A 16,634-nucleotide genomic window follows, 5' to 3' on the forward strand; every position below is an offset into this window, starting at 1 on the left:
CCGAATGTTGCGTCGTTTACTTATATTATGCGGCTGGACGCTGCTGTCCACGGTCGCGTATGCGCAGAAAGTCAACCCATACGTCTGGGTACAGCTTGGCGCCCCCGCGGCCAATACCGTGCTGACCGCGCCGGCTAGCGTGGTGGTCAGCGCCTCCGCCGGCACCATCGACGATGGAGTCAACGTCTCCTCCATCACGCTCTATCAAGGTGGTGCCGCGATAGCGCAAGTTGGCTACAAGGAGAGCATCTCGTTCGTCGTCAATGGATTGCAACCGGGCACATACAACTTTTCCGCACGCGCGACCAGCGATCATGGCGGTTCGGCGACCACGCCGACGCGTGCAGTCAGCGTCGTCGCTGCGGGCGACAAGCCGCCCAGCATCAGCCTGTACGATGCAATCGGCGGGCCCTTCTTTGCACCAGCAATTGTGGGTCTGGAAGCCAACGCCTCCGATAGCGATGGCAACGTGGTACAGGTCGACTATTTCGCCGATGGCAACGCCATCGGCAGCAGCACCATTTCTCCCTACTACCTGTCATGGACAGGGGCGCCAGCGGGAGGCCACAGCATCACCGCGCGCGCGACCGACAACAACGGCAAGCAAACCACATCGGCGCCACTGTCGGTCACCGTCGAGCAGTCGGTCATTACCGGCAACATCGACGGGGTTGCGGCCGCGCAAGGTGGGCCGTACAGCATCGGTGGCTGGGCATGCTCGACCGGCCGTAATACGTCGGTAGACGTCCATGTCTACCTCGGCGGCCCGGCGGGCAGCGGCACGTTCTTCACTGCCGTGACCGCCAATCAAGCCAGCGATGCAGCAATTGCCGGCGCATGTCGCGCACAGGGCAGTGCCTATCGCTTCTCGATTCCGCTGGATGCCGCAGCACGCCAGCGCTATGCCAATCAGGCGATCTATATCCATGGCATCTCGCCGGTTGGCGGGGGGAACAATCTGCTCGCCAATTCCGGCATCTTCAAGGTTCCCGCCCCCGCATCGGTCGCGCGTCGCTACGTGTACGACGAATACGAGCGCCTGTGCAAGACCATCGAGCCGGAGACCGGTGCCACGGTGGTCGATTACGATACTGCTGGGAATATCGGTTGGACGGCCGGAGGCCTCTCGCTTCCTGAGCTGCACAATTGCAACCGTGAGGAGGCATTGGCATCGGGGCGTGTGGTCCTGCGCAACTACGATGTACGCAATCGATTGTCCTGGCTCTCTTTCCCCGACAAGAATGGAGATCAGCGCTGGAAATATACCCCCGATGGTTTGCCAGCGCGGATCGAGACCAACACGACCGATGGTGGCGGCAAGGTGGTAGTCAACACCTATAGCTACAACAAACGGCGTTTGCTGACCGGCGAAGGAACCGACGGATGGACCAGTCTAATGGTCGGCTACGCCTACGACGCCAATGGCGCGTTGGCACGCCTGCTGTATCCGAGCAGCCTGTTGGTGGACTATGCGCCCAATGCGCTTGGTCAGCCGACTCAGGTTGGCAGCTTTGCCTACGGGATCAGGTACCACCCCAACGGAGCGGTTGCTCAATTCACTTACGGCAACGGTGTCGTCCACAGCATGTCCATGAACGTGCGCCAGCTGCCAGCAGTGGTGTCCGATTCGGGGGTACAGCAATATCAATACAGCTATGATCCCAACGACAATGTCACCGCGATTCTGGATCAGACCCAAGGCGATACGTACAGCCGGACGTTGGAGTACGACGCACGCAACCGGCTGAAAGTGGCGGCCTCGCCCAGCTTCGGCGGCAACGGCGTGCATCGTTACAGCTATGACGGACAGGACAACCTGCGCACGCATGCGACGGGAACGACGAGCTACGACTATTACTACGACAGCGCCAACCGCCTGACCAACCTGACGGAGACAACGACCGGCGCGAGCGTGGTGGGCCTGGGTTACGACGCGCAGGGCAACCTGACCAACAAGAACGGCCAAGCATACAGCTTCACGCTGGGCAACCAACTGCGTTCGGTGGTCGGCAAGCAATGGTATGCCTACGACGGGTACGGCAGGCGTGTCATCGCCTGCGGCTCGGGGCCTTGCACCTACCAGTTGTATAGCCAGGCGGGCGCGTTGCTCTATACCCAGGATGCCAGGAAGAGCATCGACACCGATTACCTCTATCTGGCGGGCAGCGTCGTGGCGACGCGGGCGCGCCCTGCGGCGGGCGGCGCGGAAACGGTGACCTACCAGCACACCGACGCATTGGGCAGCCCGGTGGCGACGACCAACGCAGCCGGGCAGGTGGTCGAGCGCACTCAGTACGAACCCTACGGCGCGGCGATCGGCAAGACGGTGGACGGCATCGGCTACACCGGCCATGCGATGGATGGCGGGACCGGGCTGATCTATATGCAGCAGCGGTATTACGACCCGGCGATTCCACGGTTCCTGTCGGTCGATCCGATGACCGTTGACACCACCAGCGGTGCCAACGTCAATCGTTACTGGTATGCGGCTAACAATCCCTATCGGTTTACCGATCCGGATGGGCGCTGCGAAAAGCCCACTGGCTCGAACATCTGCGCAAGCGGCGGATACTCGGGCTCCACGCCCCAGGGCGGCGCTGCTGGGGAGAAACGATCTGCCAGTGCTGGCTTCGCGGCTACCTCATCCAATAACGGGTTCGTCTCTGCCTTCACCGACCGGAACTGGCTCACAGGTGACGGAAGCCTTACCGATTTCGGTGCGATCGCGCATGATGTCTGGTACCCGTTGCTCGATATGCCGGAAGGGGCTGGCTTCAAGCTGGCGGGTGGCGGTTTGATGGCTGTCAGGCTTGGTAGGATGGGCGAGGACGCGGTGCGTGCTGCGTATGACATTGGAGGTAAGGAATTCTTCGTCTTAAATGGAAGGCTAAGGATGCCTGATGGTATAAATTGGACGCTCGGGACAATTAGTGAGGTCAAAAATACACAATCCTTGAGCTACACCAGGCAGTTACGAGACTATGTCAGTTTTTCTAAAGCGAATGGCCTTGATTTTTATCTCTATGTGAGGCCGGGTGCGAAAATTTCAGCCCCACTTCGTCAAGCGGAAGCGGCAGGCGATATTGTGATAAAGGATATTCCGTGAAAAAAGATAAATCCGGCTGGATGACTCTTCAGGAGCATCACGCGCAGCTTAAAGCTGAGGGTAAATGGGACGATTATCTTGCAATGAGGGCGGCCAAGGAGGAGGCTCGTCAGAAGACGATAGAGGAATATGTAAAAAATTCCGCTCCTGTCGTCGCCGCCTTAAGAAGGGCAGGTGTTAACGTCAATTCCATTGAGGAGTTGGGCGGAAACGGTGAATTTGATCCGAGGGCCGTTCCTGTATTGCTCGAACATGTGTCATTTGATTACCCAAAACGAGTACGGGAGGTAATCCTACGGAGGCTGGCAACGCCCCATGCACGCAAGTACTGGGATCAGCTCGTAGAAATCTTCGAGAAGAACACCCTCAGCCTTGCGCCGGAAATCCGTTACGTGGCAGCGCTTGCCTTGAGCGGCGCAGCGGACGATACGGTGCTGGACGATGTGATCCGGTTGTTGGACGAAAAGAGTCTTGGGCTGGATCGCGCTCCCTTGCTGATCGCCTTGATCCGCTCCAAATCGCCGAAGGCGAAGATGAAGCTGCTGGAGCTGCGCGACGATCCGGATCTTGGCAAGCAGATCAAGATCTTTCGTCGGCTGGAAAGACACCAAAAAGCGAGCGGCACTCTCTCCCTGTGAGGAGCCAAAGGATCTCTATCTGGCGAGCAGCGTCGTGGCAACGCGGGCGCGCCCTGCGGTGGGCGGCGCGGAAACGGTGACCTACCAGCACACCGACGCGCTGGGCAGCCCGGTGGCGACGACCAACGCAGCCGGGCAGGTGGTCGAGCGCACCCAGTACGAACCCTACGGCACGGCGATCGGCAAGACGGTGGACGGCATCGGCTACACCGGCCATGCGATGGATGGCGGGACCGGGCTGATCTATATGCAGCAGCGGTTCTATGACCCGCAACTGGGTATGATGCTAAGCGTTGATCCAGTTACTGCTTACGATAAGCCGATAACGAACTTTTGTCGTTACTGCTACGCACGCAATAACCCATACAAGTTCGTCGATCCAGACGGAAACGAAGGGAAGGTGGCTTGGCTTGTCAAGCTCACTGCTGACGGCATGCGTAAGTTAGGTCGGATTACGCAAGAACAGGCTGTCCTCGCCAGACGCGCGGAGCAAAACGTCGTGGCGGACAGAAGACAGGTGGCAAGCCAGATTGAAACAGCAGCCCATGGTGGCAGAGATGGTCAGTTAAAGCATGCGGCTCATGAATTGGAAGATGGAAGCAAAGGGTTGCCTCATTATCAGGTCGAGGGAAAGCTAGGCCATACGTTCTGGGGTAAGTTAAGTGTCGCCACGATTGCGGCGGCAGGTGCCCTAGATCAAGTCGCTGAAGCTGCGGAATACATGCCTGACCCTGCCCCAAGACCCGCCGAGCAATCAGATGTATCGCGTTGGAACAATGCTATGGGCGCTATAAGTGATGCGACTGGGGTGCCAATGCCGGGGGTCAAGATGGGGCAAGACGGTGGTTTCCAGGGCTACTTCCGAGTGGAGGGTCGGCTTGACTCAAAACGTCTATCTGAAGAGTTGGATAAGAAGAGATAAGTACACATCTGCATGAACGCATATCAAATTATGATAGAAGGGGTGTTTGTGAAATCCCCGGAAATGGGTCGGCTTACAGGTGGGTTCCATACCACTTTCTTTGTCATAGCGGTCAATGCTGCTAATGCCTCGCATAAGGCAAAAGAACTGCTGGAAAAGAGAATGGCAGCGCACTCCGTAGTTGGTGTTGGTGCAGGATGGTTTGCGTCTTATTACTGGGTTCACGACATATGGGAAGTCACTGCGGGAAAGTACTCAGAGAACGAGGGGCATGATTCTGGCTTCACCTTCTTCCTCATCGGTCGGATGGAAAAGTTCTTTTTGGCTGCTCGTCGGCTGTTTTTCAGTAACTATCGTCAGTGGATTTTGGTCCATCCGGAACTGGCGGAGTCGGAACCTAAGTAGGTGTTGTTGTAATGATCCACAGGTTTTTTTCAGGTTATGCGGTTAACGTTGCGGCATAGTGAATCGCCCACCGGTGTGCAGCATGAGTCGGCGCGGCAACTGCCACGACAATGCGCCGGAGGAGAGCTTATTTGGCTTGCTCAAGCGCGAGCGGATCAGACGACGGACCTATCCAGCAAAGGATACCGAACGGGCTCAAGCGTGCGACTACATCGAGATTTTCTACAATCCGAGAGCGTCTCCACCAACATACTCAGGGACGCGTTCGGCAAACCCACGGAGATCGATCGCGGAGGGCTGGCGCGATGAGCATCGATGCATTGCCCACGCGCAAGCCGCAGATGACCCGGTGGACAAGCGGCTGGGTCGGCTTGCTGCTGGCCCTCGCGACCGGCCCTGTGCTGTGCGCCAGCACAACTACTGGTACGACGCCAATCAACGGCTGACCAATGTGGTGGACGATGCCGGCGCGACCATCGTGGGGCTGAGCTACGACGCCCAGGGCAATCTGCGGCAGAAGAATGCGCAGGCGTACACGTTCGACTACGGCAACCGCCTGCGCGAAGTGCAAGGCAAGGAAACCTACCGCTACGACGCGCAAGGCCTGCGGACCAATGCGCTGGATGCGTCAGGTAGCCGGTTGAAGGCGTTCTACAATAAGTCCGGGCAGCTGCTATACGAAGAACGGCGCGGACAAGGCACCATGGAGTACGTCTACCTGGCCGGCAGTCTGCTGGCCACGCGCAGCAACGGCACGGTGACCTACCAGCACACCGACGCCCTGGGCAGCCCGGTGGCGACGACCAACGCGGCCGGGCAGGTGGTCGAGCGCACCCAGTACGAACCCTACGGCGCGGCGATCGGCAAGACGGTGGACGGCATCGGCTACACCGGCCATCCGATGGATGGCGGGACCGGGCTGATCTATATGCAGCAGCGCTACTACGATCCGGCGATTCCTCGGTTCTTGTCCATCGATCCGGTGACGGCGTATGAAAAGCCCGGCCAGAACTTCAATCGTTACTGGTACGCAAACAATAATCCGTATCGTTTCTCCGATCCAGATGGTCGTCAAAGTGTCGGCGAGATGATCGATGAAAATGCGATGGCTGCGGCATCGCGTGGCGATAATGCTTCAACCTATGGTTGGGCATTTGCAGGGACGACCTGGAATTTCTTTGGGGCGGAAGGGCTGAGTCAAGTTGCTGACAAGGGCGCTGCTGCAGGGAAAGGCAACGGCGCAATGGCCATTCTTGAGGTTGCGACCTTGGGGAAAGGCGGGGCTGTCTTAAAAGCAGGCGAGGCAGTTGCAGAAGGTGCCGCAAAGCTATCTATTAAAGGTATGACCGCGCACGCGGTTGATCAGGCAATCAATCGAGGAGTTAAGCCTGGTCAGATTTTAGATGCTATCAAGAATCCATTGAAAGTGGCTGAAGCAAAAGTCGATGCATTGGGACGCCAGAGTCAGAAAGTGGTGGGGTCGCAAGTTACAGTGGTAGTTAATCCTGAAACGGGGAAGATTGTCACGGTGTATCCTACATCGACGAGGACAGCCGAAAAGTTGCTTGAGAAGCAGAGATGACCATTGAAATAACAGCGTTCGTTAGTGACTTGCTTCTGTCTCATCCTGAGACAATGGCAATTGCTGAGAGGCTTCTTGTTGATAAATCCCTTCTTATAGGGACGGAATCGCAGTACAACGAGATGAGAGATGCGTGCTCTGATCTTCTCCAGCGCATTGGTTTTGACGAGAATTATGAGCCGACCAAGGAAGGGGTTGCCCTCGAAAGCCTGATAGATAGGCTGCTTATATAGTGACTGGCGTCCAGTTGTCTAGTGTGCCTGTCGCTTCTACGGCTTCGCTGGCGGCGCGAAGAACGCCCGTTCTCGGATGGCGACATGCGTCTAGTACGAACTCTGGATCGCCATTGGTATGCGGCCAGCAATCCCTACAGGTTCACCGATCCGGATGGGCGTTGCGAAAAGCCTACCGGGTCGAATATCTGTGCGTATATCGGAAATTCGGGTTCCAGGACGCAAGGCGGGGCGACGGGAAGTGCCCAGTCCGCTAGTTCGACGAATGGATTCATCTCCGCTTTCACTGACAGGAACTGGGTCACTGGCGATGGCAGCATCACCGATTTCGGTGCGATCGCGCATGATGTCTGGTACCCGTTGCTCGATATGCCGGAAGGGGCCGGATTCAAGTTGGCGGGTGGCGGTTTGATGGCTGTCAGGCTTGGTAGGATGGGCGAGGACGCGGTGCGTGCTGCGTATGACATTGGAGGTAAGGAATTCTTCGTCTTAAATGGAAGGCTAAGGATGCCTGATGGTATAAATTGGACGCTCGGGACAATTAGTGAGGTCAAAAATACACAATCCTTGAGCTACACCAGGCAGTTACGAGACTATGTCAGTTTTTCTAAAGCGTAATGGCCTTGATTTTCATCTCTATGTGAGGCCGGGCGCAAAACTTTCAGAGCCGCTTGAGGATGCAGTTAAGTCTAAGGAAATAATGTTGAGGGATATTCAATGAAGGACAGAAAAACAGCTGCAGAGTTGATGGCTGAACTGAATAAGGACGAAGAGTATTTGGCGCTGAGTCGCGCTAAAGAACTGGCTCATCAGAAAGCGATAGAGGAATATGTAAAAAATTCCGCTCCTGTCGTCGCCGCCTTAAGAAGGGCAGGTGTTAACGTCAATTCCATTGAGGAGTTGGGCGGAAACGGTGAATTTGATCCGAGGGCCGTTCCTGTATTGCTCGAACATGTGTCATTTGATTACCCAAAACGAGTACGGGAGGTAATCCTACGGAGGCTGGCAACGCCCCATGCACGCAAGTACTGGGATCAGCTCGTAGAAATCTTCGAGAAGAACACCCTCAGCCTTGCGCCGGAAATCCGTTACGTGGCAGCGCTTGCCTTGAGCGGCGCAGCGGACGATACGGTGCTGGACGATGTGATCCGGTTGTTGGACGAAAAGAGTCTTGGGCTGGATCGCGCTCCCTTGCTGATTGCCTTGATCCGCTCCAAATCGCCGAAGGCGAAGATGAAGCTGCTGGAGCTGCGCGACGATCTGGATCTTGGCAAGCAGATCAAGATCTTTCGTCGGCTGGAAAGACACCAAAAAGCGAGCGGCACTCTCTCCCTGTGAGGAGCCAAAGGATCTCGTTATCGTAATCGCCAGAGCAAACGTTCGCCCAGCTTCGGCGGCGCCGGCGCGCACCGTTACAGCTATGACGGACAGGACAACCTGCGCACGCATGCGACAGGAACGACGAGCTACGACTATTACTACGACAGCGCCAACCGCCTGACCAACCTGACGGAGACAACGACCGGCGCGAGCGTGGTGGGCCTGGGTTACGACGCGCAGGGCAACCTGACCAACAAGAACGGCCAGGCGTACAGCTTCACGCTGGGCAACCAACTGCGTTCGGTGGTCGGCAAGCAATGGTATGCCTACGACGGGTACGGCAGGCGTGTCATCGCCTGCGGCTCGGGGGCCTGCAATTACCAGCTGTATAGCCAGGCCGACGCATCGACACCGATTACCTCTATTTGGCGGGTAGCGTCGTGGCAACGCGGGCGCGCCCTGCGTCGGGCGGCGCGGAAACGGTGACCTACCAACACAACGACGCGCTGGGCAGCCCGGTGGCGACCACCAACGCAGCCGGGCAGGTCGTCGAGGTAACTATCATCTGTATGGACAAGCAGGCGCAGCGTCACGTAAGTGGCGGCCTACCAACATACCGGGCCTATAGCCTGGTGCGCGTGTTCACCGACGGCGTGGCGATCGGTCCGATCCTGATGGGCATCTCCAAGCCGGTGCATATCCTCACCACCAGCGCCACCTCGCGCCGGGTGATGAACATGACCGCCATCGCGGCGGTGGATGCGCAGATCCGCAGACAGCGCGACGCGGAAAAAGCTGCAGCCGATAAGGTAATCCCCCGCTTTTAGCGTTCGCCAAAAGTGGAGCTACGCGGCCATCGCCAATTTCATTGCTGGGGTGATACCGCCGAGCGCCATGTTGGGGCGCTCATGGTTATACGTCCATAGCCAGCGCGTGGCCTTGTCCTGAACCTGCTCGATGGTGTCGAACAACGTTGTGGCCAGCCAAGCGTAGCGGACGGTGCGGTTGTAACGTTCGACGTAGGCATTTTGCTGCGGTTTGCCCGGCTGGATGTGCTCGATCCGAATGCCGCGCTGCTGTGCCCAAGCTAGCAGCGCGCCGCTGATGTACTCCGGGCCGTTGTCGCAGCGAATGGCGTTTGGCTTGCCGCGCCAGTCGATGATCTGATCCAACGAGCGGATCACCCGGGCCGATGGCAGCGACAGGTCGACCTCAATGCCCAGACCCTCGCGATTGAAGTCGTCGAGCACGTTAAATAACCGGAAGCTGCGACCATCGGCTAACTGGTCGTGCATGAAGTCCATCGACCAGACCTGGTTGATCGTCTCCGGTACCGACAACGGCTCTGGACGCTCACGTACCAGCCGTTTCTTCGGCTTGATCCGCAGGTTCAACTCCAGCTCCCGGTAGATGCGGTACACCCGCTTGTGGTTCCAGCCGAAGCCCTTCACGTTGCGCAGGTGCAGAAAGCATAGGCCGAACCCCCAATCACGATAGGTCGTGGTCAACCGGACAAGCCAATCGGCAATCTGGACGTTCTCCTCGCTGGCCTTGGCTTGATAGCGGTAGCAGGTCTGGCTGACCTCAAACGCCTGGCAGGCATGCCGGATGCTCATCGCCTTGTTCGCCACCGCCCATCGGGCCATCTCCCGGCGTTGAGATGGCCTCACCATTTTTTTGCCATCGCCTCACGAAGTACTTCGGCAGCCATTTGCGATTCGGCGTACATCTTCTTCAGGCGCCGGTTCTCGTCCTGCAGCTCCTTGAGCTGGGACATCAGCGACGCATCCATGCCGCCGAACTTGCTGCGCCACTCATAGAACGTTGCCGAGCTGATGCCGTGCTCTCGGCACAACTCCGGCACTGACGTGCCGGCCTCGGCCTGTTTGAGGACGGCGATGATCTGGCTGTCGGTGAAACGGGATGTCTTCATGGAACCTCATCAGAAAAGGGTACGAGAAAATTCCACTTCTGGCGTCAGCTAACCTGTGGGGGGATTACCGGGCCCAGCCCCGGTCTCGAATCAGCGCTGGCATAAAAAGCTGAAGCCGAAAGCACGGATTCAACGCAAGCAACAATGCTTGCCGATCAGATGTCAGCGAAAACCAAACGCACTAAAACTGCCCGGCTTCATCGCGTCTGCGGCACATCGCTCAGTAACTCGATTTCTGCCAGTTCCGCACGCGCCGGCATCTTCAGTCGCAGCCGATACTCCGCATACGCACCAGGGGTTTTTATCCGGAATGGACGCGTCTGCAGCGGCCACTGAAACCGCTCGTCGCTGCGTTGATCGACGATCTTCCACGCACCGCCCGCAGTGCGTGCTTCCAGTGTCCATGCACTAGCGCCAATTGCCGCAGTGCCACTGGTCAAGGTATACAGCGTCGGTGTGCCGTTCTGGAGTCCACTCAACGTGATGGTGGACGCACGCGACACCGCCACCACCGTCCCCGCATCGTCGTCATGCAATGCTGCTGCATCGCCACCATCGTCCAGCGCAACGCGCGCATCCGTCCCAAGCAGATCGGCCAACCGGGTAGGGGGTTTCCCCGGCGCGGTCAACGACGGCGGCACATCGTCCGCTCCGCTGCCCCAGCGCGAGGGCGTGGGCCCCATGTCGAAGTCCAGCGTCGCACCCTCGGCAATCGCCGCATGCGGCAACCAGGTCTTGCGCCACGGTGTGCCATTGAGCCTGAGCGATTGCACATACACATTCTGCGGCGAATTCTGTGGCGCATTGACGGTCAGCGTGCCGCCGCCAGGCAGGCGCACGCGCGCCTGCTTGAACGATGGAGAGCCGATCACGTACTCCGGCGCGCCCATGCGCAGCGGATACAGCCCCAGCGCGGCGAACAGATACCACGCCGACATCTCGCCATTGTCTTCGTCGCCAGCGTAACCCTGGCCGATCTCGCTACCCAGGAACAGGCGGGCCAGGATCTCGCGGGTAATGCGCTGTGTTTCCCACGGTTGCCCGGCATACAAATACATCCACGGAATATGGTGCGCAGTCTGATTGCTATGCGCGTACATCCCCATGCGCACATCGCGCGCTTCGGTCATCTCGTGAATCGTGTTGCCATACGAGCCTGCAAACTGCGCTTGGGCAGTCTCGGGCGTGGCGAAAAACGTGTCCAGTTTTGCGGCCAATGCGGCGCGGCCACCATAGAGCGCAGCAAGACCTTCGCCATCGTGCGGCGCAGTGAACGCAAACGTCCACCCGCTGGATTCGGTGTAATCGTTGCCCCACACGCGTGGATCGTACTGTGCCGCATCCACGCGCCATGTCCCATCGGGTTTGCGACCCTGGAAGAAGCCGATCGCCGGATCGAACAGTACCGCATACCCCGCCGCGCGGTGGCGAAAATACAGCGCCTCGGTCGCATACCGCTCGCGCGCTGCCGCGGTGGTCGTCTGGCGGGATAACGCCTCAGCCATATTGGCGATGCCGAAGTCGTTGAGCGCACCTTCCATCGACCACGACATGCCTTCGTGCGTATCGGTATCGGTGTAGCCGCGGAAGGTCGAGCGCGCCATACCCTTGCGCCCGACATGCCGGTCCGATGCAACGACCGTGGCGTTTTTCAGCGCAGCGGCGTAGGCCTCGGCGGGGTCGAAGCCTTGCACGCCTTTTCGCCATGCATCGGCAAACGCCACATCGGAGCTGGTGCCCACCATCAGGTCTGCATAACCAGGCGATGACCAGCGCGCAATCCATCCGCCCGCCCGCGATTGCTCTATAAACCCCTGCACCAAGGTGCCGGCATCGTCGGGCGCGAAGAGTGCATACGCCGGCCACGCCGTACGAAAGGTATCCCACAGCCCGTTGTTGACGTACACCCGGCCATCGCGGATCGGTGCGAAGCTGCGCACCGCGCTGCCGTCGATATTGTCGTCCGACCAGCTGTTCTGGCTGGCGTAGCGCCAATCCGGCGCACTCGCAGTGCCCACGTTTTCATGCGCTGAGTTCGGATACAGGTACAGCCGGTACAGGTTGGAATACAGCGTGGTTTTCTGATCGGCAGTGGCATCGGGCACCTCGAAGCGCCCCAGTAATGCATCCCAGGCATCCTGCGCGCGCGCGGCGACCTGCTCGAAATCCGCGTCTGCTGCAATCTCCAGTTCCAGATTGTGCTTGGCCTGATCCACCGACATCAGCGAGGTGGCGATGCGCATCTGCACCTGTCGCGCGCTGCCAGCATCGAACTTGATCCAACCGGTCGGGCGGCCAGTGTCGAGCAGGCCGCTGCTGTGCCAGGGCGCATCGAAGCTGGCATAGATGTACATGCGCGTCGCACCCGTCGACAGACCACTGCGCACATCGGTGTAACCGGAGAGTGTCTGGGTTGCCGCATCCAGTTGCAGCCCGCCGCGCGCATCCACGTTGTCGAACAGCAGATTGGCATCGCCCCGCGCCGGGAAGCGAAAGCGAAACAGCGCCGCGTGATCGGTCGGTGCGATTTCGGCATGAATGCCGTTGTCCAGCTGCACGGCATAGCGATAGGGGCGGGCCTGCTCGTCGTCATGCGAAAACCCCAGCGCCCGCTTGCTGCGATCGGCTTCCGGCACGCCGGCAGTAAGCGAAGGCATCACCTGAAACGTCTGCCGATCACCCATCCACGGACTGGGTTGGTGACTCAGCGATAGCGCCTGCAGGCGCGGGCGATTGTCAGCACCGTTGTGTTCGTTCCAGCGGTACAGCCAGGTCAGCGTTCCCGCATCGGTCACCGGCGTCCAGAAGTTGAAGCCATGCGGCAGCGCCGTCGCAGGAAAATTATTGCCGCGCGAAAACGTGCCATTGGATTGCGTGCCGCGCGTGGTCAACACCCAATCTGATGGCCGCCCCGGCGTTGTCGGCGGCACCTCGGCAATGGCGATATCGTCGATCCAACCGGCCGCGCTGGCGCCGGCCGGCGGCGTCACTTCCAGCTCGATCGCACGCACGCGGCGCCCGCGCAGCCCGGCCACCTCGCCCAGCCGCACTTGCTTGCGCGCCCACTGCTGCGGGTACAGCGTCTTCGAATCGCCTTGCGCTTTTGCACCCAGCGCAACGCCGTGCTGATCGCGTGCTGCGGTGCTCGATAGCCGAGTGCCATCGTCGAACACGAGATCCAGCGATACATAGGTCGAGGCCACATGATCGCTGCCCAAACTTTCCGGCAACACTAACCACGACACCGTCGTATCGGCACCGATCAAGAGATCGCTGGTAAACAACGTCCGCCGCCCGCCTGCACCACCACTGTCGTAGCGCAGTGCATGCGCACCGCTGTAACCAGCGTTGGGCTTGGCCGCATATGGCACAGCAGGGCCGGTGCCGATGGCGATTCGCACATTACCCACTGCCGCGCTCACGGGCCGAGGCTGACCATCGTCGAATCCGCTTGAAAACCCGGTCGCCGCGCTCAGCGGCTGCGAAGCGGCGCCGGTCAGCGCATACACGATCATCAGCGCTAAACCACGCGGGCGTAGCAGGACAGCGGGCAACGTCATGTAGCGATATCTCCTGTTGGCGCGAGCGGGTCGCGCGTCCATCCGGCTGGAAGCGCGACTAGCCATTCGCCAGCTCGGTGGTGGCCTACCCTGCCAGCATTGTCGTGCAAACCCGAGCCAGACAGCACAGCAGCGCTGCCGAACCGGAAGCGAAGCATACCTTCGCTATGCGTTAGTAGTAGAAAATATTTCTTCTATTTTCGATTTGGTTAATCAATCGAACGTCGGTTTGCGTGGCGCCGTGGCGAGGAAAACGACGGTACAGGCTGGAGATGATCCGTCACCGCGGTCCAGCGCCATCGCCGCAACGATTGACAGAGTTCGCAGTTTGCGCAGAATCCAACTGGGCGCATGGGTGGAAGCCGATGCGTATGGAAGCTCTCAACCGGAGGGTCGTCAGGTGGATCATGCTGTGATTGCGGGACGCATCAAATCGGCACGCAGGGCGCTGGGCATTTCGCAAGGAGCGCTGGCGAACAAGTTGGGAGTACATCGCGCCACGATCGCGCACTGGGAGCGCGAAGGCGGCTTTGTTCCAAGCGTCGACAATCTGCGCGCGCTGAGCCAGGAGTTGCAGGTCGGCTTCGAGTGGCTCGCAGTCGGCGAGGTCTCGCCCAGACTGGCAGTGCACAGTGGTGCCCGATTCGCGGCGCCGCCTGGAGTCGCGCATGCTGCAACTTTCCCGGCACGTTCCGGTGTCGTTCCTGGCGACGGTGATCGCGCTACTGGAAAGCGCGTCGGCCTACCTGGAATGACATAAACCGTCGGGCTGGCATGCAGGGTGGTTTTCATGCGATCTGCATCGCCAGACGGCCAGCGGTACCGTGCAGATCTGGCCTGGTGGGTCGATTGCCGATGTCGCATCAGCGCGGTGTGCTGGCATGCAGATGTAGGGGCTGGCCTAGCTCTTGGCAGGAGCGGGCGCTGGCCGGCGCTGCATGTCGTGTCGGTCCGACATGGCCCCGAGCGGCTGTCGGTTCTGGCACACCATTGCGCTTGAGCTTCGGCGGGCTCAGGCCCCTAATTGAAGCGCAGGACGGGAACCTTCGGCGCGGTCGAAGCGGGAATCTCGTCCGGTCAGCCCGAGGACTGTGGCTTGCTTTATTTTTGATGCGGATATTGATCGGCGCGCCTGCGGAATGGCAGATGATCGTCGGCATTGCCGGGCCGAGAGGTAATAAACCAAGTCGGCAAGTGATGATCGCAGCGGTGATCGGTTGCGCGTTTTCGCCTTGCATCCAGTCTGGGTTCGAACTTTTTGAGTCATTCGTTTACTATATTAAGTTAATTTTTTAATTGGTAAAATTTTTGGGGTCAGCCCGAAACCCGAGGCACGGGGCACTGTGTCAGAAGAGAAAGGAGACGGTAATGCATGAACTAGAGGAAGCTGAAATTGAGCAGGTCGACGGCGGCATGAGCGACTTTACAACCGGTGGTATTGCTGTCATTGGCATCGGCTTTGCTGGTGGCCCGGTGACTGGAGCCTTTGGCCTGCTGGTGGGTGGTGCGATGCTGATCGTTGGGCACTATCAGCAGTAACTTTTTTTTAAACTGTCGCCTCGCTGACCGCTAGGCGACAGTTCTCATCGTAACGTGGAGTGGCATGTACTGGAATTCCGACAAAAGCTTTCCTCCCGCATCAGGTAGTTGGTCTGTATGGCGTCCTCCTTTCGGTAGGCAGCTTGACAGTGAATCTGCGGTACGACGCGCGACGCTACGTTGGCATCCGTTTGATCCAGTATTGGTCTCGGTGCCTGGTGATGCTCGCATGCTTCCTCCCATCTGCATCAAGTCGCTTTCAGAGCGACTCCAACAGAGAGCCTTGCGGCAGTATCTTCTATTGCTCTTGCTGATGGTGTGCATGGCGACAGGATTTTTTACGGCCAGTGTGGTGATGCAAGACGCTTTCTTCGCCAAGGCTGGTGGAGCAATCGTCTTGCTTGCTTTATTTGTCGCTTTCCAATGGGCTGTGATATTTCGTCGGCGCGTGAATATTTGTGAATATTCGCGATTTTGCGCCTGGTGTTATTTGCAGCCCAATCGGCAATTGGTCGCCATTGCACTCCTGATGCTTGCGATAGGGGGAGCGCAGTTTGCTTTACAGGCAGGTTCTGGCGATATTCTCAGCTTGATCAATCAGTATGGCCTGGTTTTCGAACGTGCGCACGACGAACCATGGCGCTATCTGTCAGGGCCATTTCTGCATGCAGGACTGGTCCATTGGATCTCCAACGTGTCCTTGCTGATGGTGATAGCTGGTTTGTGCTTCGCAATTGGTCGAGCATATGCCATCTGGCTGGTTTTCCTTTCTGGCGTTCTGTTGCCGTCGTTCATCCTGGGATTTCTCCCGCACTGGGTGTCTTCGGATGCTTTTTTGGGAATGTCCGGCGGGGTGTTCGCACTGTATGGCTGGTTCATCGGTTTGACTATTCGCCATCGAAAGATATTTCCTTCTGCACTGGGATGGATGATCGCCTACTTCGCATGCGCGACACTGGTGGTTTCCTCGTTGCTGGATCCCAGGTCAAGTTGGTTCGTGCATGCAGCCGGGTTGCTATTGGGTAGCATTGCGGGTTTTCTGGTATTCGGATTGAAAATTGATATTGACCAAGATATGCATCGGCTTCAACTTCCAGGGATGCCTTGACTTATGCGAGCAATCGTCCAATCTGGAACCATTGAATGTGGCTTGGCTGCGATTGCCATGGTCGTCTCCGAGAATGGAATGAGAATGCCTCTGACGAAGCGGAGGCACCGTTTCTCAGTTTCGCTGAAATTTTTTGAGAATGAGACAGATCATTCGTATTGCGCAAAAGTTGGGATTCTCTGCTCGTCCGTTACGACTGGATGTCGAGCTCTGAACCGCCCCAGTTTTTCAGGAGGCCCGTTGGTTTGAGTCATGCCGACATGACGGACTCAGGGGAGTGCGAATGGT

General features: G+C 58.5%; 14 protein-coding genes and 2 pseudogenes. 14 read left to right on the forward strand and 2 right to left on the reverse strand.

The window, feature by feature from the left end; translation table 11 throughout:
- Positions 1-4: 4 nt before the first annotated feature.
- The 11 genes and pseudogenes from M0D43_RS15440 to M0D43_RS22205 all read left to right on the forward strand — a co-directional run.
- On the forward strand, positions 5-3,106 hold the full coding sequence (locus tag M0D43_RS15440; RefSeq protein ID WP_252162104.1) for an RHS repeat-associated core domain-containing protein: 3,102 nt from the start codon (positions 5-7) through the stop codon (positions 3,104-3,106).
- A gap of 20 nt (positions 3,107-3,126) precedes the next feature.
- Positions 3,127-3,744: a hypothetical protein gene (locus M0D43_RS15445; protein ID WP_313905081.1), complete on the forward strand. Its 618-nt coding sequence runs from the start codon at positions 3,127-3,129 to the stop codon at positions 3,742-3,744.
- 76 nt (positions 3,745-3,820) lie between these two features.
- Complete coding sequence (locus M0D43_RS15450; RefSeq protein WP_252162106.1) at positions 3,821-4,666, forward strand: RHS repeat domain-containing protein; 846 nt, start codon at positions 3,821-3,823, stop codon at positions 4,664-4,666.
- A gap of 12 nt (positions 4,667-4,678) precedes the next feature.
- Positions 4,679-5,071, forward strand: coding sequence for a PX domain-containing protein (locus M0D43_RS15455; protein WP_252162107.1), 393 nt, complete (start codon positions 4,679-4,681; stop codon positions 5,069-5,071).
- A gap of 73 nt (positions 5,072-5,144) precedes the next feature.
- Positions 5,145-5,306, forward strand: a pseudogene (locus tag M0D43_RS15460) (IS3 family transposase); the annotation flags it as partial.
- A gap of 219 nt (positions 5,307-5,525) precedes the next feature.
- Positions 5,526-6,653 (forward strand): RHS repeat domain-containing protein, encoded by a 1,128-nt coding sequence (locus M0D43_RS22200; RefSeq protein ID WP_484637057.1) that lies wholly within the window; start codon positions 5,526-5,528, stop codon positions 6,651-6,653.
- Positions 6,650-6,886 (forward strand): hypothetical protein, encoded by a 237-nt coding sequence (locus tag M0D43_RS15470; protein ID WP_252162108.1) that lies wholly within the window; start codon positions 6,650-6,652, stop codon positions 6,884-6,886. Before M0D43_RS22200 ends, M0D43_RS15470 begins: the two co-directional genes overlap by 4 nt.
- Before the next feature lie 84 nt (positions 6,887-6,970).
- Complete coding sequence (locus M0D43_RS15475; RefSeq protein ID WP_252162109.1) at positions 6,971-7,504, forward strand: putative toxin; 534 nt, start codon at positions 6,971-6,973, stop codon at positions 7,502-7,504.
- 99 nt (positions 7,505-7,603) lie between these two features.
- Positions 7,604-8,224, forward strand: coding sequence for a hypothetical protein (locus tag M0D43_RS15480; protein WP_252162110.1), 621 nt, complete (start codon positions 7,604-7,606; stop codon positions 8,222-8,224).
- A gap of 99 nt (positions 8,225-8,323) precedes the next feature.
- Positions 8,324-8,692, forward strand: a complete 369-nt coding sequence (locus M0D43_RS15485) for a hypothetical protein (protein ID WP_484637058.1) — start codon at positions 8,324-8,326, stop codon at positions 8,690-8,692.
- Between the two features lie 134 nt (positions 8,693-8,826).
- Positions 8,827-9,033 (forward strand): annotated as a pseudogene (locus tag M0D43_RS22205) (phosphate acyltransferase); the annotation flags it as partial.
- Positions 9,034-9,051: 18 nt separating this feature from the next.
- Here M0D43_RS22205 and M0D43_RS15495 read toward each other — a convergent pair.
- Positions 9,052-10,139, reverse strand: a protein-coding gene (locus M0D43_RS15495; protein WP_252162113.1) for an IS3 family transposase whose coding sequence is annotated in 2 segments (ribosomal slippage) — positions 9,052-9,887 and positions 9,887-10,139 — 1,089 coding nt in all. Because the reading frame shifts where the segments join, the coding sequence is not laid out codon by codon here.
- 197 nt (positions 10,140-10,336) lie between these two features.
- Positions 10,337-13,699, reverse strand: a complete 3,363-nt coding sequence (locus tag M0D43_RS15500; protein WP_252162114.1) for a GH92 family glycosyl hydrolase — start codon at positions 13,697-13,699, stop codon at positions 10,337-10,339.
- 16 nt (positions 13,700-13,715) lie between these two features.
- Here M0D43_RS15500 and M0D43_RS15505 point away from each other — a divergent pair, with 16 nt between their 5' ends.
- The 3 genes from M0D43_RS15505 to M0D43_RS15515 all read left to right on the forward strand — a co-directional run bounded on the left by M0D43_RS15505 (position 13,716) and on the right by M0D43_RS15515 (position 16,346).
- Entirely contained in the window at positions 13,716-14,459 is a 744-nt protein-coding gene (locus tag M0D43_RS15505) for a helix-turn-helix transcriptional regulator (RefSeq protein WP_260807348.1), read from the forward strand.
- Between the two features lie 608 nt (positions 14,460-15,067).
- Entirely contained in the window at positions 15,068-15,238 is a 171-nt protein-coding gene (locus M0D43_RS15510) for a hypothetical protein (protein ID WP_252162115.1), read from the forward strand.
- A 229-nt stretch (positions 15,239-15,467) separates the two neighbouring features.
- The gene (locus M0D43_RS15515; protein ID WP_252162116.1) at positions 15,468-16,346 is read left to right on the forward strand and encodes a rhomboid family intramembrane serine protease; all 879 of its coding nucleotides are present in this window, start codon (positions 15,468-15,470) and stop codon (positions 16,344-16,346) included.
- The last annotated feature ends 288 nt before the right edge of the window (positions 16,347-16,634 follow it).

It is taken from the genome of Xanthomonas prunicola, from assembly GCF_025266575.1.
Taxonomy (GTDB): domain Bacteria; phylum Pseudomonadota; class Gammaproteobacteria; order Xanthomonadales; family Xanthomonadaceae; genus Xanthomonas; species Xanthomonas prunicola.

Bases quoted from the DNA above. Each gene is read 5' to 3' on its own strand.
- M0D43_RS15475 (WP_252162109.1), top strand. From the start codon at position 6,971: ATGCGTCTAGTACGAACTCTGGATCGCCATTGGTATGCGGCCAGCAAT.
- M0D43_RS15445 (WP_313905081.1), top strand. From the start codon at position 3,127: ATGACTCTTCAGGAGCATCACGCGCAGCTTAAAGCTGAGGGTAAATGG.
- M0D43_RS15440 (WP_252162104.1), top strand. From the start codon at position 5: ATGTTGCGTCGTTTACTTATATTATGCGGCTGGACGCTGCTGTCCACG.
- M0D43_RS15480 (WP_252162110.1), top strand. From the start codon at position 7,604: ATGAAGGACAGAAAAACAGCTGCAGAGTTGATGGCTGAACTGAATAAG.
- M0D43_RS15515 (WP_252162116.1), top strand. From the start codon at position 15,468: ATGCTTCCTCCCATCTGCATCAAGTCGCTTTCAGAGCGACTCCAACAG.
- M0D43_RS15510 (WP_252162115.1), top strand. From the start codon at position 15,068: ATGCATGAACTAGAGGAAGCTGAAATTGAGCAGGTCGACGGCGGCATG.
- M0D43_RS15500 (WP_252162114.1), bottom strand. From the start codon at position 13,699: ATGACGTTGCCCGCTGTCCTGCTACGCCCGCGTGGTTTAGCGCTGATG.
- M0D43_RS15455 (WP_252162107.1), top strand. From the start codon at position 4,679: ATGAACGCATATCAAATTATGATAGAAGGGGTGTTTGTGAAATCCCCG.
- M0D43_RS15470 (WP_252162108.1), top strand. From the start codon at position 6,650: ATGACCATTGAAATAACAGCGTTCGTTAGTGACTTGCTTCTGTCTCAT.